General features: G+C 61.4%; 16 protein-coding genes. 5 read left to right on the forward strand and 11 right to left on the reverse strand.

Annotated features, from left to right (window positions below):
- Positions 1–7 precede the first annotated feature (7 nt).
- The 7 genes from GTQ55_RS01990 to epmB all read right to left on the reverse strand — a co-directional run bounded on the left by GTQ55_RS01990 (position 8) and on the right by epmB (position 12,531).
- A complete protein-coding gene (locus tag GTQ55_RS01990; protein ID WP_161857223.1) occupies positions 8–184 on the reverse strand; it encodes a hypothetical protein in 177 nt (58 codons plus the stop codon).
- Between the two features lie 142 nt (positions 185–326).
- Positions 327–3,446 carry an efflux RND transporter permease subunit gene (locus GTQ55_RS01995; RefSeq protein ID WP_161857224.1) on the reverse strand — a complete coding sequence of 1,040 codons (3,120 nt, stop codon included), beginning with the start codon at positions 3,444–3,446 and terminating at the stop codon, positions 327–329.
- Positions 3,443–4,528, reverse strand: a complete 1,086-nt coding sequence (locus GTQ55_RS02000; RefSeq protein ID WP_161857225.1) for an efflux RND transporter periplasmic adaptor subunit — start codon at positions 4,526–4,528, stop codon at positions 3,443–3,445. Before GTQ55_RS02000 ends, GTQ55_RS01995 begins: the two co-directional genes overlap by 4 nt.
- Positions 4,529–4,797: 269 nt before the next feature.
- A complete protein-coding gene (locus GTQ55_RS02005) occupies positions 4,798–6,807 on the reverse strand; it encodes a M1 family metallopeptidase (protein WP_202620653.1) in 2,010 nt (669 codons plus the stop codon).
- A gap of 277 nt (positions 6,808–7,084) precedes the next feature.
- Positions 7,085–9,169, reverse strand: a complete 2,085-nt coding sequence (locus tag GTQ55_RS02010) for an EAL domain-containing response regulator (RefSeq protein ID WP_161857226.1) — start codon at positions 9,167–9,169, stop codon at positions 7,085–7,087.
- Positions 9,170–9,412: 243 nt separating this feature from the next.
- Positions 9,413–11,296, reverse strand: a complete 1,884-nt coding sequence (locus tag GTQ55_RS02015; RefSeq protein WP_237567777.1) for a hypothetical protein — start codon at positions 11,294–11,296, stop codon at positions 9,413–9,415.
- A 185-nt stretch (positions 11,297–11,481) separates the two neighbouring features.
- On the reverse strand, positions 11,482–12,531 hold the full coding sequence (gene epmB, locus GTQ55_RS02020; protein WP_161857228.1) for an EF-P beta-lysylation protein EpmB: 1,050 nt from the start codon (positions 12,529–12,531) through the stop codon (positions 11,482–11,484).
- 119 nt (positions 12,532–12,650) lie between these two features.
- Here epmB and efp point away from each other — a divergent pair, with 119 nt between their 5' ends.
- Positions 12,651–13,223 (forward strand): elongation factor P, encoded by a 573-nt coding sequence (efp, locus tag GTQ55_RS02025; protein WP_161857229.1) that lies wholly within the window; start codon positions 12,651–12,653, stop codon positions 13,221–13,223.
- A 130-nt stretch (positions 13,224–13,353) separates the two neighbouring features.
- On the forward strand, positions 13,354–14,307 hold the full coding sequence (epmA, locus tag GTQ55_RS02030; RefSeq protein WP_161857230.1) for an EF-P lysine aminoacylase EpmA: 954 nt from the start codon (positions 13,354–13,356) through the stop codon (positions 14,305–14,307).
- A 25-nt stretch (positions 14,308–14,332) separates the two neighbouring features.
- Here the strand turns inward: epmA and GTQ55_RS02035 are convergent, their stop codons facing one another.
- The 3 genes from GTQ55_RS02035 to GTQ55_RS02045 all read right to left on the reverse strand — a co-directional run bounded on the left by GTQ55_RS02035 (position 14,333) and on the right by GTQ55_RS02045 (position 17,150).
- Positions 14,333–15,196 carry a GNAT family N-acetyltransferase gene (locus GTQ55_RS02035; protein WP_161857231.1) on the reverse strand — a complete coding sequence of 288 codons (864 nt, stop codon included), beginning with the start codon at positions 15,194–15,196 and terminating at the stop codon, positions 14,333–14,335.
- 63 nt (positions 15,197–15,259) lie between these two features.
- Complete coding sequence (gene cysE / locus GTQ55_RS02040; RefSeq protein ID WP_202620654.1) at positions 15,260–16,078, reverse strand: serine O-acetyltransferase; 819 nt, start codon at positions 16,076–16,078, stop codon at positions 15,260–15,262.
- 55 nt (positions 16,079–16,133) lie between these two features.
- Positions 16,134–17,150 carry a serine/threonine protein kinase gene (locus GTQ55_RS02045; RefSeq protein ID WP_161857232.1) on the reverse strand — a complete coding sequence of 339 codons (1,017 nt, stop codon included), beginning with the start codon at positions 17,148–17,150 and terminating at the stop codon, positions 16,134–16,136.
- Between the two features lie 109 nt (positions 17,151–17,259).
- On the opposite strand from GTQ55_RS02045, the gene GTQ55_RS02050 reads away from it, so the two are divergent.
- Positions 17,260–17,574, forward strand: coding sequence for an antibiotic biosynthesis monooxygenase family protein (locus GTQ55_RS02050; protein WP_161857233.1), 315 nt, complete (start codon positions 17,260–17,262; stop codon positions 17,572–17,574).
- Positions 17,575–17,584: 10 nt separating this feature from the next.
- Here the strand turns inward: GTQ55_RS02050 and GTQ55_RS02055 are convergent, their stop codons facing one another.
- Positions 17,585–17,770: a CopG family transcriptional regulator gene (locus GTQ55_RS02055; RefSeq protein WP_161857234.1), complete on the reverse strand. Its 186-nt coding sequence runs from the start codon at positions 17,768–17,770 to the stop codon at positions 17,585–17,587.
- A gap of 115 nt (positions 17,771–17,885) precedes the next feature.
- On the opposite strand from GTQ55_RS02055, the gene dauA reads away from it, so the two are divergent.
- Complete coding sequence (dauA, locus tag GTQ55_RS02060; protein ID WP_161857235.1) at positions 17,886–19,661, forward strand: C4-dicarboxylic acid transporter DauA; 1,776 nt, start codon at positions 17,886–17,888, stop codon at positions 19,659–19,661.
- Positions 19,630–19,860, forward strand: a complete 231-nt coding sequence (locus GTQ55_RS02065) for a hypothetical protein (protein ID WP_161857236.1) — start codon at positions 19,630–19,632, stop codon at positions 19,858–19,860. Before dauA ends, GTQ55_RS02065 begins: the two co-directional genes overlap by 32 nt.
- Positions 19,861–19,892 lie beyond the last annotated feature (32 nt).

Raw genomic sequence — 19,892 nt, forward strand, 5'->3', positions numbered from 1 at the left:
CGGGCGATCAGTAGGGGTGGATCAGGCTTAGTACTGGACTGAGGTCGGTTGCGGTAGAGGCAAACGGCATTGGCGGCTTTCGTTTGCCGCTATTACCATCCTGATAACAGGCCTGCTGGTCACAGGCCGCCATGACCAGTGCCAGAGTGATCAGTGCAATGATGGCGGTAAGTCGCTTGCCCATGGGTATCCCTGATTGCGGTTTGCAGTGTCTTCCTGAAGTACTGCCAATTAGACGAGCGGGCGCGAAAAAAAGTTGCGCCCGATCGCAAAAGATTAAAAGAAATTTGTCGATGCGGATACCCCTGCGCAAAAAGAGCCGCCACTCAGTCGCTGTTCTTCACCGGGTGTTGCGCATCGAGCGCTGCCACATCCCGCGCTACCTGCCCTGGTGAGCCGGTACGGCGCGCCAGCAGGTCGTAGGCCACAGGCACGATATATACCGTGAACAGTGTTGCCGCGAGCACTCCGAACAGCACCACGGTACCGATCACCGCGCGGGTTTCCGAGCCGGCGCCGGACGACAGCAGCAGTGGCAGAGAACCTGCGGCGGTGGTGATGCCGGTCATCAGGATCGGGCGCAGTCGGGTTTCCGCGGCCTGGCGCAACGCCTGGCCGAACTCCACCCCGCGGTCCCGCAGCTGATTGGCGAACTCCACGATCAAAATCCCGTTCTTGGCCGCCAGTCCTACCAGCATGATCAGTCCCACCTGGCTGTAGATGTTCAGGGACTGGTTGGTGAGCAGCAGGCCCAGCAGGGCGCCGGCCATGGCCAGGGGCACGGTGAACATGATCACCAGCGGGTGGATAAAGCTCTCGAACTGGGCGGCGAGGACCAGGAACACCACCAGTGCGCCAAGCAGAATGGCAAACAGGATGGTGTTGCTGGAATCCTGGAAGCTCTTCGACTGGCCCTTGTAGTCGATCACCGGAGTGCCTTCGAGGTTTTCGTCCACCAGGTTGTTGAGGTATTCCAGCGCCTCACCGAGTACCAGTCCATCCGCGAGGTTTGCGTCCAGGGTGATGGAGCGCACCCGGTTGTAGCGCTGCAGCTGCGGTGAGTCCGCGTATTCGGAAACTTCCACCAGGCTCTGCAAGGGGATCAGCTCACCGGTGGTAGAGGAGCGGACGTAGAGGTTTTCCAGGCTGTCCGGGGTGCGCTGTAACTCCCGCTCCCCTTCCAGAATCACATCGTACTCTTCCCCGTTATTGATGAAGGTGGTGGCGCGCAATGAGCCGAACATGGTCTGCAGGGTGGTGCCCACATCGCTGACCTGCACGCCCAGGTCCGCGGCGCGCTCGTAGTCCACATTGATACGCAGCTGCGGCTGGGTCTCCTTGTAGTCCCAGTCGACGCCGAGCAGCCCGGGGTTGGACGCGTCGATCGCATTGTTCAATTGGTCCCGCCACTGGGTCAGTTGCTCGTAGCTGCTACCGCCGAGCACAAATTGCACCGGTTTGCCGAGACCGCCGCCGAAGCTCTGGCGCATCACCGGAAAGGCGCGCACCCCGCTCAGGTCACTCACCGTCGCGCGTACCTGGTTCATCAGTTCAAACGCCGACGGACGCTCGCCCCAGGGCGCCAGGGTGAAGATCACCATACCGGTATTGAAGGTGGCGGAAGTGCCGAAGGAGCGCGGTGAGCGCACCAGGAGCCGGTTGACGTACCCCTTTTCCACCAGCGGCATCAGCCGCTCCTCGATGGTGTCCATATATTCCTGCATGTACTGGTAGCTCGCGCCCTCGGGGCCATTCACCAGCAGGAAAAAGGAGCCGCGATCTTCCCGCGGCGCATACTCGGTGGGGATCATCCGGAAGGACAGGGCGGCGAATAGCATGACCGCCACAAACGCGATGCCGGCGATCCAGTGCTTGCGCAGCAGGACGTCCAGCCCGCCGCTGTAGCTGTGCTGAACCCGGGTCAGGGTCTTGTCCATAAACCGCGTGGCCGCATTGTGCTGGTCGTTGGGCCGGATCAGTTTCGCCGCGAGCATCGGTGACAGGGTGAGTGCCGTGATGGAGGAGAAGATCACTGCGGCCGACATGGTCAGCGCAAACTCGGAAAACAGCCGCCCGATATCTCCTTCCAGGAACGTGATCGGCACAAACACTGCCACCAGCACCATGGTTGTGGCCACCACCGCAAAGCCCACTTCGCGCGCGCCGCGGTAGGCGGCCAGTAGCGGAGGCTCACCGTATTCGTCCATGCGCCGGAAAATGTTTTCCAGCACCACGATCGCGTCGTCCACTACCAGGCCGATGGCCAGCACCAGTGCCAGCAAGGTGAGCAGGTTGATACTGAAGCCGAAGGCGTACAGCAGGATGGAGGTGGCGATTAGCGAGACTGGCACGGTGACCGCGGGCACCAGGGTCGCGCGCCAGTTGCCCAGGAACAGGTAGATCACCAGCGTCACCAGGATCACGGCGATCACCAGCGTGGTGTATACCTCCTTGATCGCTTCGGATACAAACACCGAGGCGTCGTAGCTCTGGCTCAGGTGCATACCGTCGGGCAGGGTCTTGTTGACCTTGACCATCTCCGCCTTGGCCGCTTCCGCCACCGCGACAATATTGCCGGTGGACTGGCGGGTGATGCCGATACCCACCATGGGTTCGCCGTTGCCGCGGAAGGTGGAGCGATCTTCCGCGGAACCCAGTTCCACCCGTGCTACATCCCCGAGGCGCACCACATGGCCGCTGTCGCCGGTGGCGATGGCGAGGCGGGCGAAATCCGCGGCGCTCTGGAACTGGCGCTGCAGGCGCAGGGTAAACTGGCGATCGGTGGACTCCAGATAGCCCGCTGGCAGCTCGCGGTTTTCCGCCCGCAGCGCCTGTTCGATATCCGCGCTGGTGACGTTGTGCGCGGTCATGGCGCCGCGGTCCAGCCAGATGCGCATGGCGAAGTCCTTGGCGCCGCCCACCCGTACCCGGGCTACGCCGTCCAGTACCGAGAAGCGGTCTACCAGATAACGGTTGGCGTAGTCGGTGAGCTCCGGCACCGTCATCCGGTCGGAAGTCAGGTTCAGCCAGATCACCACGTCATCGCTGCTGTCGACCTTCTCGATCTCCGGCGGATCTGCCTCTACCGGCAGGTTGTTCAGCACACCGGAAACCCGGTCGCGGATATCGTTGGCCGCGCCGTCTACGTCCCGGTTGATGTTGAACTCGATGGAAATCCGCGAGCGCCCGTCGGTGCTCGACGAGTTCACTGTCTTGATGCCTTCGATACCGGCAATGCGGTCCTCGATCAGGCGGGTAATGCGGGTCTCGACAATATCTGCCGAGGCACCGGGGTAGTTGGTGTCGATGGACACGATGGGCGGGTCGATATCCGGGTATTCCCGCAGCGCCAGCCGGTCGAAACTGATCAGGCCGAACACCACCAGCAGCAGGGACAGTACCAGCGCAAAAACCGGGCGTTTGACCGCCGTATCACTGATGATCATTGGTTGGCAGCCCCGCGTTCAGATTGCACGGTAACCGCCTGGCCGTCGCGGATATGCAGCGTGCCGCGGGTCACGACCTGCTCACCCTGGGCGAGCCCCGAGAGCACTTCCACCTTGCCCTCATAGCGGTGGCCCAATTCCACATCGCGTCGCTGCACCATATGCCCGCTCTGGGTTTTTTTCACCACAAACACCGACTGGTCCCCGGCCATGGGTACCAGTGCGGCCTCGGGAATGGTCAGTGCTTCGCGGGGGTTGCTGACGATCCGCACGCGCAGCAGCATGCCCGGTTTCAGTTGTCCATCGGGGTTGTCGAGGCGACCGCGCACGGTAAAGGCGCGGGTCTGCGGGTCCACCCGCGCTTCGACAATCATCACCTCGCCGTTGAATACGCGCTTGGGGTGGGCCTGGCTGCGGGCTTCAATCTTCATGCCCCCGGAGATGGCCGACAGCTGCCGCTCCGGCACCGTGAAATCCAGTTTCAGCCTGGAGATGTCCTGAATGGTAGTGATCTCGGTGGTGGGGGTGGCTAGGCTGCCGACGCTGATATTGCGCAGCCCCAGCTGGCCGTCGAACGGTGCGCGGATAATGCGGTCGTCGATGCGCGCCTGCAGGCCGTCGATCAGTGCGCGGCTCTCGGCCACCTGGGTTTGCGCGACCTCCAGCTGCTCGCGGGTGGTGAGGTTCTTGCCCACCAGTCCGCGCAGGCGCTTTTCGTCGCGCTCGTAGCGCTGCAGGGTGGCGCGGGCGCCCGCCAGTTCCGCCAGCTCTTCGCCGTGGCTCAATTCCACCAGTACATCACCGGCCTTGACCCGCTGCCCGCTCTCGAAATGAATGCGGCTGATATGTTCTGTGACCCCCGCGCGCAGGGATACGAACTCCCAGGCCCTGGTGGTGCCCAGTGCCTCCACCGGGTTGGAGATCTGCTCCAGCTCTACCGGTGCCGTGCGCACCGGTACCGGCCCGCTGTTCGGGCCACCCTGGGCGAGAAGGGCGGTAGGGAAAATAAGGGTGGCAAGGAGTGCGAGTGCCGCACGCGCGGGGCGAATAACGCCCGGACTGAATACGCCGTTGGAATTCATGGGTGTGTGAAATACCTGGATTTTTGAAATTCGCTGGACCGTGCACCGGCCAGTTCCGAACCTGCCGACCACAAGGATACGTTGGCACGCCCAGAACAGATTGCCGAAGCAACAATTGCGCCAGAATAAATGACAGCGCTGAAAGGGTGGGAATATTTACATAAATTTGCCTCCAGCCGCGTGGCGGACAGGAGGCAAATCGACGAATCGCCCATTCCCCGGGGTTGTCCGAGTGGGAATGGGCTCTGCGTAGCGGATGCGAGGGGCGATCAGTCGCCGTAGATGATTTTGCTGTTCACCTTCACGGTCAGCGGGTGGTAACCGGGCTTGGCTTTTTCGAAAATCCGCTTGGCGGTTTCTTCCTGGCCATTTTCCATCAGGTTGCGGTACAGCGGGCGCAGGAATTTATTGCGGCCGATGCTGGTGAGGAAATCTTCCAGGCGCGCATCTGCAGGCTGGTACTGGTTGCGCACGGCAATCATCAGCCAGCTGAATGCGATTTCATTGTTCTTCGACTGTGTCAGGCTGAACGTGCTGTCCAGTTCCTTCAGCTGGTCTTCGCTCAACTTTTCCGGCATGCCGTCGAGGAAATATTTCCACTGGTGGAAAGTCCAGTCCTTGGTGTCGATATCGCTGGCTTTGATCTCGCCGTTCAGCCACTGCTTGCGGATCGGGTCGAGCTTGGTGAAGGCGTCGGAAGTGGGGTGCGGGGCACCTTCGGGAATGCCGGGCTGGAAGATCCACTCGTTGATGCGGGCTTCGTCCAGCTTGTCCGGATACTGCTGAAGCAGGGTTTTCTTCAGGTAGGCAACAAAGTCTTCCGTGGTGATGCTCTGGAAGGCAAAGTGGTTGAAGTACTCCATCAGGAACTTGTCGAAGTTCTCGCGGCCCACCTTCTGCTCCAGCTCGTACAGGAACAGGGAGCCTTTCTCGTAGGGGATGTTGGAGAAGACTTCGTCGGGGTCGCGGCCGCGCAGGTCGATGGCCATGATCTCGTCTTTGTCCGGACGGTCTGCCAGGTCCGCCTGCAGGTCGTCGTAACCGAGGGCCATTTCCATCTGGTAGCGCTCGTCACCGTACACAAACTGCATGATGCGATTGGTGAGGTAGGTGGTGAAACCTTCGTTCAGCCACAGGTCGCGCCAGCTGGCGTTGGTGATCAGGTTGCCGGACCAGGAGTGCGCCAGCTCATGGGCGATTAGGGCCACCAGGCTCTTGTCGCCGGCGATGACGGTAGGGGTGATAAAGCTCAGGCGTGGGTTTTCCATGCCGCCGAAGGGAAAGCTCGGGGGCAGGATCAGCAGGTCATAGCGGTCCCAGCGGTAGGGGCCGAAGTTTTCCTCGGTAACCTCGAGCATGTCTTCGGTGTCTTCGAATTCTTTTGCCGCGGCTTCCAGCAGTTCCGGCTCGGCGTAGACCCCGGTGCGCTCGCCCATGGGTTTGAAGTCGAGGTTGCCGATGCCGATGGCGATCAGGTAGGAGGGAATCGCCTGGGGCATTTCAAACTCGAACACGCCGTCCAGTTCCGCTTCCGGGTCGTTGTTGGCACTCATCACTGCGCGCAATGCTTCCGGGGTGCGGATGGTGGCCTCGTAGGTCATGCGCACCTGCGGCGTATCCTGCAGGGGAATAAAGCTGCGCGCGTGAATGGCCTGGGCCTGGGTGAACAGGAAGGGGTGTTTTTTGCCGGCGGTCTGTTGCGGTTCCAGCCACTGTACGCCGGAGGCGCCGGGGGCGGTCTGGTACTGGATCGCGACCCGGTTGGCGCCCTTGGGCAGCTTGATTTTCAGCGGAGTGCCGAGGTGTGGGTCTTTTTTGCCGAGACTGAATTTTACCTCTTCAAGGCTGTCGCCGATGCCAGCGCGTACCGCGGTGACATCGATGTCACGGGTATCGAGGATCAGCTCAGGATTTTTCGGGGTGAGCCGCTTGATATCGAGAATGGCTTCGCCCTTGAGGATCTTGTTGTCGAAGTCGGCGGTGAGGTCGAGATCGAGGTGTTTGACGGTGTAGTCGTTGGTGTTGGCAAAGGAGTGGTAGTCGACACCGGATTCCGGGGCGGCTTTTGCTGCCATGGCTCCTTCATTTTTCTGGTTTTCGGCCGCGGCCTGTTGCGGGGTGCCGTCGCCGGTCTCGGTGCTGGCGGGACGCTGTTCGGCTGGCTTCTGGCCCGATACGTCTTCGTTTTTACTGCAGGCGCTCAGGGTGGCAAGGCTGCAGGCAAGCAGTCCGGCGCCGATCAGGCGGCCGAGGTTGGGGGTGAACAATTGGGGCAGCATGTGTGGCTCCGTGATTGTTGTCGTTTTAAAGATAGAACTGGGTAAATTCTTCGCGGCAAAGAATACCCAATAGACAGGGTGGCGGGGAAACTGGATTTCTGTTTTGGTCCTAGGTTAGACCGGAATTGACGGTTTTGCCGTGGATACGAGAGGGTGCTCGGAATGGGGGCAAGCAAGGTGCCGCCCCCGGCTGGCGACACCTTCTTGTCGGGGCTTGCCCGAGTTTGCTTGTCGGGGCTTGCCCGAGTTTGTCCGGGCGCGATGCTGTAGCGAGCAATCAGTCCAGGCTGAAATCAAAGTCCATCTGTTCCCCGGGGGGCTGCACGTAATAGCCCTGGATGTAGTCGGTGCCGGTCTGCCACAGGGTGGGCAGCATGTTGGCCTGTTCGACGTGGGGGACGATGACCTGGGTATCGATTTCCTTGAGCTGGCCGACGAGTTTGACCAGCGCTTCGCTGTCTTCCCCTTCGTCCTGCACTTCGCGCACGAAAGAGGCGTCGATCTTGGCGATGTCGACGTTGACGTGCTCCAAGGCCTTGAATGGGCTCAAGCCGGTGCCGAAATGGCACACGGCGACGCGGCAGCCCATATCCTGTACCAGTTTTGCAAAGTCGCGGGCGGCGTGGAGGTTACTGTTGATGTCTTCGGCGCGCAGCTGGAAGGTGACGGCCCCAGGCGGCACCTTGGCAGCCTTGAAGGCAACCCCGAGCCAGGCGGGCAGGCTGGTGTCTTTCAGTGACGCAACAGTGAGGTGCAGCAGTACCGACGTCTGGTTGCCCGAGGCGCGCTGTGCGGCGGCGGCCTTGATGGCATTGAGGATCACCCACCGGTCCATCTTGGTGGAGAGACCGGCGTCACCGAGGGCCTCGAGGAAGGCCATGGGGGCAAGCTCTTCCTTGCCGTCCACCAGACGCACCAGCACCTCGTAAATTTTCTCGCCACTGCCCTGCAGGCTGAGGATTGGCTGGTACAGGAGTTTGAGGTTGCCGGCTTCGAGAGCCTGGGTCACGCGGGCGCGGTGGTAGGTATCGGCGTCGCCCTGTTGCTCGCTGTCTGGCTCGTACAGCGCGAAGCTGTTGCCATTGCCGCTCTTGAGCGCCTGGTCGTGGGCCTTGGAGGCCTGCTCCAGTACCTTGTCGGCATTGCCGGAGGTTTCACTCAGCAGCGAGATGCCGATGGACGCGGTAATGTGCAGGGTTTTGCCGGCGGCCTCAAAGATGGTATCAGCAACTTTCTGCAGGAGCTCTCTGGAGCGGGTTTCGGCGCTGTCGGGAGTGGTCTCCGGCATCAGCAGGCAGTAGTTCTCTTCGCCGTAGCGCGCGAGGATATCGCCGCGGCGCACACTGCTTTGCAGTAACTGGGCAAATTTCCGGTGCAGGTCGTCGGCACCGGCGACGCCGACGATCTGTTGTACGGACTCTTCGAAGCGGTCGATTTCGATAAACATCAGGCCGCCGGTACGCTGTGAGCCGGCGGCGGACTGGATGGCGTTATCCAGCAGCTGGACGAAACGCTGGCGGTTGTAGAGGCCGGTGGCGGCGTCGCGGTTTTTCGCTTCATTCAGCTGGGCTTCCAGCTCTTCGGTATTGCCGCTGCTGGAGGCGATGCGGATCTGCAGGCAGCGCTCCTCATCGTAGACGGTGGAGAGCACTTCGGCCTTGGTCCCGAGAGGGGTGCCGTTGGCCGTTTTGGCGGTGAACTGCCATTCCTGGGCTTCCACTTCATTGCTGTTGATGGCGCACTGGCGCAGGAACTCGCGGGCGTCTTCCTGCTCGCCTTCGGTGAGCATGTCGATCAGAGGCTGGTATTCGATATCGTCGGTATCGCTGTAACCAAAGCGCTCGGCGAAGGATTCGTTGGCGTAAACGATCAGGCCGTCAGACACATAGGCGATGGCATCCTTGGAACTGTCGAGCAGCTCTTTGGCGCGGTTCAGGGTGGCGTGGTAGCGGCGGTCGTGCATTCGTGCCTGGCGCCGTTCTTCCAGGGCGGTCAGCTCGCGCTGGATCACCAGCAACAGGTGCTGGTCTTCGTCCACGGTGACCACGTCGCGAGCGCCGGTCTTGAGTCCCTCTACCACCGGCTGGGAACCCTCGCGCTCGGTGAGCAGGATGGTGGGGACGTCTTTCTGCAGCTTGTTGATGGTGCGGATGGCCGTGGTGGCTTCAAGCTGTTTGCCCTGCTCGGCGGCGATCAGCAGGTCCCAGGTATGTTCTTGCAGAAGCTTGGTCAGGGCCGCCTCACTGGCGACGTGCTGGGCCCGGTTGGGGCGACCGGCGTTGTGCAGCATGCTCACCAGTCGCTGGGCTTCGGCGGGAGTGTCGTTGATCAGAAGTAGGCGGATCGTGTTGTCGCTGCTCATTGTTTTCCTGTTGTACTGCGTCGCGGAAGTGTTGCGTAACTCGGCTGTTTAATTCTGTGTGTAACCGCTTCCATGCTGTACCTGAGACTCGCTACCGGTTGTTGGTCAACCGTCAGGTATTCCAGGAGTCCGCGAACCGGGTAGTGTAGGCCGTGTGAATCAGCGCAAACAAGTGCATAGTCGGCACTCTGGGAGATGGTTCCAGCATCCCATAGTAAAACGACGATTCTGGCGCAGCTTTCCTCAGGAAAACTCGAAAATAGCGAGACTGCCGGTGGCGAGGCTCTGCGTATGCAGCGTCACCGTGCGTGTCTGTCCTGCGTTGACAATATCGACTGTATCGCCGGATTGGAACAGGGGGATGGGTAGAACGAGCTCCGGAGGAAGGCCGGCGTCGCCGGTGAGAAGGCCGGCCATGGGGTCTGTGCGACGGCCATCGCGGGTGCGCCGGTGAACCTGTACCGCACTGGTATAGCCGCCAAAGAACTCCACCCCGACCCGGCACTGGTCCGGCAGTCCGTATTGCCAGCGAATCAGCGCGACTTCCCAGCGGTCTTTTATCCACAGGGCGGCGAGTTCTCCGCAGCGCAGCCGGTCCTGTGTATTCGGGGGTAAACGAAGGCCGGCACCGCCACTGCTGGTGTTGAGCAGGGTGGCGGGGATCGGCTGGTAGCGTTGACGCGCTGCCTTGTCATTGCCGGAGCGCGACACCGAAGGTGCGCTCGGCAACAGGTTGTCCAGGGAGTCCTGGGCGGAGACCTCGTAACTAGGGAGGGTGCGGCCCGAGTGGAAATCAACGGTGTCGACGTCCATCACCAGGCTGTTGCCCCCGGTTGCTCCGCTCTTGCTAGCGTCAAACGTGGCCGCGATTTCCGGGGCGGTTTCGTTGCCGAGCTTCAGATGATGGCAGATGGCACTGATACCGATGACAACCTGACAGCGGATATTGACTGGGGTGCGCTGCCCGCTGCGACTCTTTTCACCGGCCCAGATGGATTGCACCTGCTGCAGCATATCGGTGGGTATATCCCCGGGGTGACGCAGCCGGCGCTGCAACTGTTGCAGCGGGTGATTCAGGTCAACAGACCATCCCTGTGGAGCGGTGAAGTGCCCCCTGTCCACCCGGCTGTGCTGCAGGCGTACCGCAGGGATGGGCGGCTGGTCGAGCTTGAGGCTGGCGAGCAGCGTCTGGGCGCCGGCGCGGGGGGTGTCGAGCAGTGACGTTTTGGCGGCCCAGCGACCGCAGCACTGCCATAACTGGAGCTGTTCAGCGGTAGCCAGTTGCATCGGGTTGGCGCTGGCGAACAGCGCGGTCTGCAGGTAAACCTGAGAGATTTTCCCCCAGCGCAGGCTGCCGGCCACGGGATCTGCAAGACGGTCTGACACCCGTCGCCTGTCCACGTGTTGTTCCCGGGCCAGTTGCAGCAGTCGCTGCATACGCCCCCAGCTGCCTTTGGGGCTCGCCAGAAAAAATAGATTGCTGATAAAAATCTGTCGGCGGTAGCCATCGATTCCGCGGTGCAGGGCTATGGCCAGGAGCCGCCGGGCAAACAGCTTCGGCGGTGCCGTCGCAAGTTGTACACAGACACTGGAATACGCCTGTGCCAGGTGCTGGAAAAGAATCACCGCGGTGAGCAGGTCGCGCCGCTGTTCCTGAGTCTGCGCCGCGCCCGGGGTTTGGCGCACCTGGTCGAGAAGGGGGTTCATCAGCTGCTGGTAGTGGGCCAGCACGATCGGGCGCATGACCTCGAGGCTCGCCAAGCGGTGGCGGGCGGTTGCTTTCCAGCGGGTAAGTTCTGTCAGCAGGCTGCGCAGAGTGCCGGCGTTGCGCTGGGCCCTGTCCTCCATGGGGTTTTGCTGGAGGTAGCTGGTGACCCAGCGCTTTAGTTGGCGGGCGGTGGTGCAGCCACAGGTCAGGGCGGGCAGATCGCGTGGTGCCGGGGACAGCCGCTCGAGTAATGATTGGGGGGGCGCTTTGGCAGTGGCGCAATTGGGGGCGGACTGCTCGCCTGCCATACGGGGTTCGAAAGCGCTGGGCTGCGATGCTGGAGTATGTGCGTGTGGTTGTCCGGCGGCATTGCCGGTTCGGGTTTTCCCCGCAATCTGAGTATCGGCTGCTTCCTGCATGACTCTAACCGGATTTTATCTCTCAGCAGTATACGAGACATGCGCGCATAAACAATCGAGCGCGTTGAAAGCGGCGACAGTAGTGTGCGGTTTCCCGCTGTGTTGCTGTGCCGGGAGTCCGGGTGCTGGCGGTTATTGGCTCGTTTTGGGGGTGCTTTCCCTGCGTGCAATTCTGTTGCGTTGGTTCAGAGCGGGGTCTTTGATTTCTCTGCGGGTACTTCGCGCACCAGCTTTGGCACCAGATAGCCGGGCAGGCGATGGCGGAGCTGTTCCACGAGGGTGAGGGCATGCTCATCGCTTACTTCAAAATGGGCCGCGCCCTGCACCCGGTCCAGCTGGTGCAGGTAGTAGGGCAGAACACCGGCGTCGAAGAGTTTGTCCGACAGGTCTGCGAGCGTCTGCTGATTGTCGTTTACGCCTTTCAGCAGAACTGATTGGTTCAGCAGGGTGACGCCGGCGGCTCGCAGCAGGCCAAGCGCGTCCCTCACGTGCTGGTCGATCTCGTTGGCGTGGTTACAGTGCAATACCAGCACGGGTTTCAATCGGCTGGTAGTAAACCAGCCCAGCAGTTCGCGATTGACCCGCGATGGCGCCACGATGGGCAGGCGCGTGTGGATGCGCAGCTTGTCCAGCTGGGGAATGCCAGCGAGCTCCCTCGCGAGCCAGCCGAGCTGGCGGTCGCTCATCACCAGTGGGTCGCCACCGCTCAGAATCACCTCCCTGAGGTCTGACTGCTCGCGAATATAGGCCAGCGCCTGTTGCCACTGGCTGCGGTTGAGGTGATTGTCACTGTAAGGGAAGGCGCGGCGAAAGCAGTAGCGACAGTTGACTGCGCACTGGCCGGCGGTGATCAGCAGCAGGCGGCCGCGGTATTTATGTACGACACCGGGCACCGGGTTGGCGCTGGCCTCCTGCAGGGGGTCGTCGCTGAAGCCGGGGGTGGGCTGCAGTTCGGCGGCACTGGGCAACACCTGTAGCAGCAGCGGGTCCAGCGGGTCACCGGGCCGGATACGCCGGAGGTACGGGCGCGGGACCCGCAGCTGGAACAGTCCCGAGGCCGCGGCCAGCTGGGGCAATTGGTGCGGATCCAGCTGTAACAGGTCCAGCAGCTCTTTGGGATCCGTAACCAGGTCCGCCATTTCCTCCTGCCAGCGGCGCGCAGCGGCGCCTTCCCCATCGGAGGTGGCGATTTCGATGCTGCTTATTTCACGGGGAGGCTGGCGGTGCTGTATCATATTGGGCTGTTTTTTGGCGCGGTCGGCGGCGGTACTGCTGTTTTGCTGACGCTCCCCGTATTGGGGGCGCGCGAAGTTTAATCAATTTGCCAGCGTAATGCTGATATTTCGAGGAACTCATGGCTAGTTATTCCACCAACGAATTCAAAGGCGGTCTGAAGGTAATGCTGGACGGCGACCCCTGCTCCATTGTGGAGAATGAGTTCGTGAAGCCCGGTAAGGGCCAGGCCTTCAACCGTGTGAAGCTGCGTAACCTGAAAACCGGCCGGGTCTGGGAGCGCACTTTCCGTTCCGGTGAGAGCCTGGAGTCTGCGGATGTGATGGACCGCGACATGGAGTACCTCTACAACGATGGTGAGTTCTTCCATTTCATGGAGCCGGAAACATTTGAGCAGCACCAGGCGGATGTGGCCGCTGTTGGTGATGCGGCCAAGTGGCTGAAAGAGCAGGATACCTGTGTGGTTACCCTGTACAACGGGTCTCCGCTGGCGGTGACACCACCGAATCACGTGATTCTGGAAATCACCGATACCGATCCGGGTGTGCGTGGTGATACCGCACAGGGCGGTACCAAGCCGGCGACCCTGGTAACCGGTGCGGTGGTCAAGGTGCCCCTGTTCCTGGAGATCGGTGAGACCATCAAGGTCGACACCCGCACCGGTGAATACCTGGGCCGCGCCAAGGAAGACTGATTTTTCCTGTTTGAGCGATTTTAAAGGGCGGGTACTCTGGTATTCGCCCTTTTTCGTTTTGGCAGCTATGGTGCCGACCCGGTCGGTGCGGTGGCGGCTAAACTGACTCAACATCTCAGTTGAATTGTCCATGTCTGATGCTATCTGGCAGCCCTCTGCCCCTCTACAGAACCTCCGCCGCCGCGCCACCCTGCTCGCGGATATCCGTCGTTTTTTCAGCGAGCGTCAGGTGCTGGAAATGGAAGTGCCGATTCTCTCCCGTCGCGCCACCAGTGATCCCCATATCGATTCCATCACCGCCGAATGCGGTGGCGAGACCGCCTACCTGGCCACTAGCCCGGAGTTTGGCCTGAAGCGCCTGGTGGCGGCAGGTATTGGGGATTGTTATTACCTGGGCAAGGCATTTCGCAATGGCGAGGCCGGGGGCCGGCACAATCCGGAGTTCACCATGCTGGAGTGGTACCGGATGGGCTGGGACGACCATCGGCTAATGATCGAGGTGGGCGAGTTTTTGTCGCATATCCTGAAGATTTCAAAAGTGCACTCCTACAGCTATCGCGCGTTGTTCCTGCAACAGCTCGGGGTGGACCCGCACCGGGCGAGTTTTGAAGAGCTGAAGGCGACGGTGGCGAAGGTGCTGGAGCTGTCGTTTGAGCCGGCGGGGCGGGATGAGTGCCTGGACCTGCTGATGAGCCACCATATTGAGCCGGGCATGGATGAAGGCATTACGCTGGTCTACGACTTCCCCGCGACCCAGGCGGCGCTGGCGCGAGTGGAGGACGATGAGCTGGGGGTGCCGGTGGCGCGGCGGTTTGAGGCGTATGTGGGCGGTATGGAGCTGGCCAACGGCTACTGGGAGCTGACGGATGCGCCGGAGCAGCAGCGCCGGTTTGAGGCGGATCGCTGTTACCGGGAGGACCACGGTGGGCCGGTTTATCCGTATGAGGACCGCTTGGTGCAGGCGCTCGAGGCGGGAATGCCCGACTGCGCCGGGGTGGCGCTGGGAGTGGACCGCCTGCTGATGCTGGCCTGCGGGGCCGGGCGCATCGAGGATGTGATTGCGTTTCCGATCGAGCGCGCCTGAACGGGTACATGGCCCCACGCAGGCATCAGGCGCTCTGGCGGCCCTCGCCGAGGTCGCCGTTCTGTGCTTCGTCGCTGACGATATGCGCGCTGCCCCGCTCCGGGGTAAATTCGTAATGCGCCACTTCCCCTACCGCATAAAAACCGGCATTCAGCCAGATATCCTGCTGGTCCTCGCCCACAAGTGCCACGGCGTGCTTGTGGTGGCTGTGCAGGACTTCGTTGATCAGGTGTTGCAGTAGGGTGCTGCCGATGCCGCGGCCGCGGTATTCGGGCAGGGTGGCGAGGTCGTAAAAACCGAGTGAGTCCGCCGATGAAAACAGGGTGCCGGTGGCGACGGCTTTGCCCTGGAACTCGGCTAAAAACAGTTTCAGTCGGCTGTGTTTGTGCTCCGGCAACTCGGACAGCTGCTGGTAAAACTTTTTGATCTGTGCGCTTTCCCGCGGGCACTCCTGCATCTGCGCGATCAGTTCGCCGAAGGCGAGAATCCCTTCCGCAGTGGTGACCGGGTTTATTTCCAGCCCCTCGATCTTTTTTTCCTCGGTGGCAAGCTGTTTCACTTCGGCGGCCACGGCGATCTGTGGCGCCAGCCGCTTCAGGTTCAGCGCTTCCAGTGCCTGGTCGTCGAGCGGCTTGCTGGCACAGTGCCACAGGGAGAACGGGCTGTGGCGCTCGGCGAAGTAGTCCACCACGAAACGCTGCAGGATTCGCGGCTGCATTACCGAGTTGCTCACCACCTGGTTGAAGCGGGAGGAGAGCAGGCCGCTGTCGGTGCGCAGAAGACCGGTAATTTCCTTGCTCTGCTTGGGGTTGAGGAGGTCTGCGCAGTACCCGGCTTTGTTTTCCAGGTTGCGACAAACGAGGTTTTTCGCGCTGAGACTGTATTTCATGGTTACAGAATAGTCCTGCCGGTGAGTGGCCGTATCTATAGTTCGCAACCTGTGACAGCAGAATCAGCGCAATTGATCCACCTGCGACAGCGCACATTGATTCATCGACAGCGCCGGCTGGTCGCAGCTTGCCGTGCCGATCACTTTGGCGGGCACGCCGGCGACCAGGGATTTTTCCGGCACGGCCTTCAATACCACACTGCCAGAGGCAATCTGCGAACAGCGGCCAATCTCGATATTGCCCAGAATCTTGCTGCCGGCACCGATCAGCACCCCGCAGCGGACCTTGGGGTGGCGGTCGCCGGATTCCTTGCCGGTACCGCCGAGAGTGACGGACTGCATGATGGAGACATTGTCTTCCACCACCGCGGTTTCACCGATAACGATGCCGGTAGCGTGATCCAGCAGAATGCCCTGGCCGAGCTGCGCTGCCGGGTGAATATCCACACCGAACACTACCGAGATTCGATGCTGCACGAACAGCGATAGCGAGCGGCGATTCTGTTGCCACAGCCAGTGGGCCACTCGCCAGGCCTGCAGGGCGTGAAATCCCTTGAAGAAGAGGAAGGGCTCGTACAGGGACTGGCAGGCACTGTCCCGCTGTTCCACCGCGGCCAGGTCGGCGCGTGCCGCGATGCCGATTTGCGGGTCGGCCTCCAGCGCTTCATCGATGACTTCGCGGATCAGCAGCGCGGGAGCCACCGGGCTGTCCAGCTTGTTGGCCAGGTGGAAGCTGAGTGCCGACTCTAGGGTGCTGTGGTTGAGAATGGTCGCGTGCAGGAAGCTCGCGAGGATGGGCTCCCGCTCGACCTGCACAGCAACGTCGCGGCGGATGCCGCTCCAGAGCTCGTCCTGTTCCACACAGGGTTGTACGCTTTCCACGTTAAAAATCCTTTCTTTCCAGTGCCTGGTCTATACAAAAAACCACGCTTTTCCTTTATATCGCGCCGAGGGTGAGGGTAGGTTCCTGCAGGGCCGAGAGTTGCTCCCGCAGGGCCAGAATATGTTCCGCCCAGTAGCGCGGGCTATTGAACCATGGGAACGCCATGGGAAAAGCCGGGTCCTCCCAGCGCCGGGCCAGCCAGGCCGCGTGGTGCATCTGCCGCAGGCAGCGCAGCGGCTCCACCAGCTGCAACTGGGCCGGATCAAAAGGGTAGAAGGTTTCATAGCCTTCCACGACGGTGTCGAGATAAGCGGTCTGTTCCGCGCGGTCACCGGAGATCAGCATCCAGATATCCTGAATCGCCGGGCCAGTGAGGCAGTCGTCCAGGTCCACAAACCAGGGCGTCTCGTCCCGCCACAGGAAGTTGCCACTGTGGCAGTCGCCGTGCAGCCGCAGGGTCTGCCAGGGGCGGTCGAACACCGGTGCAATCTGCTCGATGATATGTGCGGTGGTGGTCGCGTAGGCCTCCACATTTTCCCGCGGCAGGAAGTCGCCGGCGAGGATGAATTCGCGGCTGTCGATGGCGAAGCGCTGCAGGGTCAATTCCGCCCGGTGCTCGAAAGGTCGCGCCGCGCCAATGGCGTGAATCCGGCCGAGCATGGTGCCCACCTGCTCCAGGTGCTCGAAATTGTCCAGTTCAACCTGGCGCCCGCCGCGGCGGGGAAACAGCGCAAAGCGGAATCCGTGTGCCGAGTGCAGGGTATCGCCATTGATGTACATGGGCGCAACTACCGGGATCTCGGCGTCCGCCAGTTCTAGGGAGAATTGGTGCTCCTCGCGGATCTGTGCATCGCTCCAGCGCCCCGGGCGATAAAACTTGGCGATCAGCGGCTGCGCCTCATCGATTCCCACCTGATAGACACGGTTTTCATAGCTGTTCAGGGGGAAAATACGCGCATCAGACAGCAGCCCCACACTTTCCACGCAGTCGATCACCCGGTCGGGAGTGAGGGTGTCGTAGGGATGTGCAGAAGGCTGGAGATGTGAATGGTCATTCACAGAATCGGTCATGGAGGCGCTCCGTTGGCGTGGGGCGCTATGCTAACGCGGTTAGGTAATACCACCAAACCCGTCCGCAGCGGCTTGCGCGCGGGCGATTGCCGTGGAGAGGGAGGCGCACATGAAATACATCTTCGAAGTACGGATAAAACAAGGCCATACCGCCGAGGAATACGCCGACGCCTGGGTGCGCGCCTCGGCGCTGATCCAGCGGGCGCCGGGTGCGATGGGAACCGAGCTGCATCGCAAAATCGGTGAGCCGGACAAGCTGATCGCCATTGCGCGCTGGGCCAGCAAGGAACAGCGCGACGCCATGGAGTCAGAGCACCACCCGGAGATCGCGGCCATTATCCGCAGCGCCGCGCCGTTTGTGGAAATCCGCAGTCTCGGGGCTTACGAGGAACCCGAGTGGGTGGTGTTGCCGCCGGGCAAGTGAGCGCCGGGGGTTAGACCTCATCGTCCCCGAATACCTGCTCTTTCCAGTCTGTACCCAGCCTCTGTTCGATATATTCGCGGATAAATTGCCGTACCTTCTGCGATGGGGTCACATCGTCCTCCGCACACAGCTTTTCGAACAGGGCTTTCTTTTTCGGGTCGATCAGTAGCGTCAGACGCGCAGTACGGTTTTCCATCTCTCGTTCATCCGGGTAAAAACATGTTAATCAAATTAACATTGAAGATGTGTCTGATGAGAGGATAATTCGAATGCCCCCTCTTCTCAAATAGCGCCCCGCGGAGCGCACGCATATGGCACATCGCCGACACCTCTTCTCTCTGCGCCTGGGGTACGCCCTGCGGGAGGTGTTGGCCGGCTCCCGCTATGGGCGCACGCAGCTTGCCAGGGACCTCGTTGCCGGGGTCACGGTGGGCATCATCGCCATTCCGCTGGCGATGGCGCTGGCGATTGCCATCGGTGTGGCGCCGCAATACGGCCTGTACAGTGCGTTTATCGCTGGCTTTCTGATTCCCCTCGCCGGCGGGTCACGCTACAGCGTGTCGGGGCCGACCGCGGCGTTTATCGTCATCTTGGTGCCGGTGGTAGAGCAGTACGGGCTGGCGGGTCTGCTCATCGCCAGTATTCTCGCCGGCGCGATGCAGATGCTGATGGCCCTGATGCGTCTCGGCCGCTATATCCAGTACATCCCGGAGTCCGTCACCCTCGGTTTTACCGCCGGTATTGCGGTGGTGATTGCGGTGCTGCAGGTGAAGGACTTCATGGGGCTGGATATCGCCGCAATGCCCCACAGTTTTGCCGGCAAGGTGGCGGCTCTGGGCGAGGCGCTGCCGACAATCGCCCTCCCCAGTCTGTATGTGGGGCTGGCAACGCTGGCGGTGATGCTGATGTGGCCGCGCCTGAAAACCCCGCTGCCGCCACACCTGCCGGCGGTGCTTGTCGGCACGTTGCTGGCCGTTGCCCTCAACAGCCTCGGGCTGGACGTGGCGACCATCAGCTCCACTTTCCACTACACCCTGCCGGGTGGCACAGAGAGCGCGGGTATCCCGCCAGTGTTGCCGGATTTTCAATGGCCCTGGTTGCGCACCCAGGCGGGAGAGGAATCGCTTACGTTCAGTTGGTCGCTGGTGCGGGACATGCTGTCGGCAGCGTTTGCCATTGCCATGCTGGGTGCCATCGAATCGCTGCTATGCGCGGTGGTGCTGGATGGCATGACCGGTAAAAAGCACAGCGCCAACAGCGAGTTGATGGGACAGGGTATCGGCAATGTGGTGGCGCCGTTTTTTGGCGGCATTACCGCGACCGCTGCCATCGCCCGCTCCGCCGCCAATGTCAAAGCGGGGGCGCAGTCGCCGCTGGCGGCGATGGTGCACGCGCTGGTGGTACTGGTTGCACTGGTTTCCCTCGCGGGGCTGCTGGGCTACCTGCCCATGGCCAGTATGGCCGCACTGCTGGTAGTGGTGGCGTGGAACATGAGCGAGGCGCCAAAGGCGCTCAAGCTGCTGCGCAATGCACCGTTCAGCGATGTGCTGGTGTTCGGTGTGTGCTTTGTGCTCACGGTCGCGATGGACATGGTGATCGCCATCACCGCCGGGGTGGTACTGGCCTCACTGCTGTTTATGAAAAATATTGCTGAGATGACCCGGGCCAAGGACGTGAGCAATGACCGCAAGCTGGTGGATACCGATGTGCCTGAGGGCTGGAAGGTATTCAAAATCAACGGACCGTTGTTCTTCGCCGCCGCCGAGCTGGTGTTTGCCGAGCTGTCTCTGCTCTGCCGTGGCCAGCGGGGAGTGGTGCTGTACCTGGACTCGGTACCGATACTGGATGCGGGCGGCCTGTCGGCGATGCAGCGTTTTTTAGGCGAGTGCGCAGAGAGCAGGACCGATGTTTACCTGGCCGATTTTCAGTTTCAGCCATTAAAAACCCTGGCCAAGGCGCGTTTCAATCCCGCTGAACACGGCTGTCAGGTATTCCCGACGCTGTCCTCCGCACTGGCACGGCTTGAGGAGCGAGCACAAAAAATAGGTACCAGAAATGAAAATTTGCCAGGCAGCGCAGCAGTTTAAGAAGGGCGCGCTCGATGAGATTCAGCTCCGGAAAAACCCCAGTGATGTAAACCAGTGGTTTGTGATGCTGCGTAAGCAAAACGGTGACCTGCTGATGCTCGCGGATGAACAGGACGAACCCATTGTGGACGGTGACCTGACGCGGCTGATGGGCGTGCTGAAAAGTATCGGCTGCAAGGAGGCGCGGGTCTTTCTTTGATCGTGCCGTTAAATAGCGTGGCGGCCCCGGGA

The sequence above is a fragment of the Microbulbifer hydrolyticus genome, assembly GCF_009931115.1.
GTDB classification, from domain to species: domain Bacteria; phylum Pseudomonadota; class Gammaproteobacteria; order Pseudomonadales; family Cellvibrionaceae; genus Microbulbifer; species Microbulbifer hydrolyticus.

Bases quoted from the DNA above. Each gene is read 5' to 3' on its own strand.
- GTQ55_RS01990 (WP_161857223.1), bottom strand. From the start codon at position 184: ATGGGCAAGCGACTTACCGCCATCATTGCACTGATCACTCTGGCACTG.
- GTQ55_RS01995 (WP_161857224.1), bottom strand. From the start codon at position 3,446: ATGATCATCAGTGATACGGCGGTCAAACGCCCGGTTTTTGCGCTGGTA.
- GTQ55_RS02000 (WP_161857225.1), bottom strand. From the start codon at position 4,528: ATGAATTCCAACGGCGTATTCAGTCCGGGCGTTATTCGCCCCGCGCGT.
- GTQ55_RS02005 (WP_202620653.1), bottom strand. From the start codon at position 6,807: ATGCTGCCCCAATTGTTCACCCCCAACCTCGGCCGCCTGATCGGCGCC.
- GTQ55_RS02010 (WP_161857226.1), bottom strand. From the start codon at position 9,169: ATGAGCAGCGACAACACGATCCGCCTACTTCTGATCAACGACACTCCC.
- GTQ55_RS02015 (WP_237567777.1), bottom strand. From the start codon at position 11,296: ATGCAGGAAGCAGCCGATACTCAGATTGCGGGGAAAACCCGAACCGGC.
- epmB (WP_161857228.1), bottom strand. From the start codon at position 12,531: ATGATACAGCACCGCCAGCCTCCCCGTGAAATAAGCAGCATCGAAATC.
- efp (WP_161857229.1), top strand. From the start codon at position 12,651: ATGGCTAGTTATTCCACCAACGAATTCAAAGGCGGTCTGAAGGTAATG.
- epmA (WP_161857230.1), top strand. From the start codon at position 13,354: ATGTCTGATGCTATCTGGCAGCCCTCTGCCCCTCTACAGAACCTCCGC.
- GTQ55_RS02035 (WP_161857231.1), bottom strand. From the start codon at position 15,196: ATGAAATACAGTCTCAGCGCGAAAAACCTCGTTTGTCGCAACCTGGAA.
- GTQ55_RS02045 (WP_161857232.1), bottom strand. From the start codon at position 17,150: ATGACCGATTCTGTGAATGACCATTCACATCTCCAGCCTTCTGCACAT.
- GTQ55_RS02050 (WP_161857233.1), top strand. From the start codon at position 17,260: ATGAAATACATCTTCGAAGTACGGATAAAACAAGGCCATACCGCCGAG.
- GTQ55_RS02055 (WP_161857234.1), bottom strand. From the start codon at position 17,770: ATGGAAAACCGTACTGCGCGTCTGACGCTACTGATCGACCCGAAAAAG.
- dauA (WP_161857235.1), top strand. From the start codon at position 17,886: ATGGCACATCGCCGACACCTCTTCTCTCTGCGCCTGGGGTACGCCCTG.
- GTQ55_RS02065 (WP_161857236.1), top strand. From the start codon at position 19,630: ATGAAAATTTGCCAGGCAGCGCAGCAGTTTAAGAAGGGCGCGCTCGAT.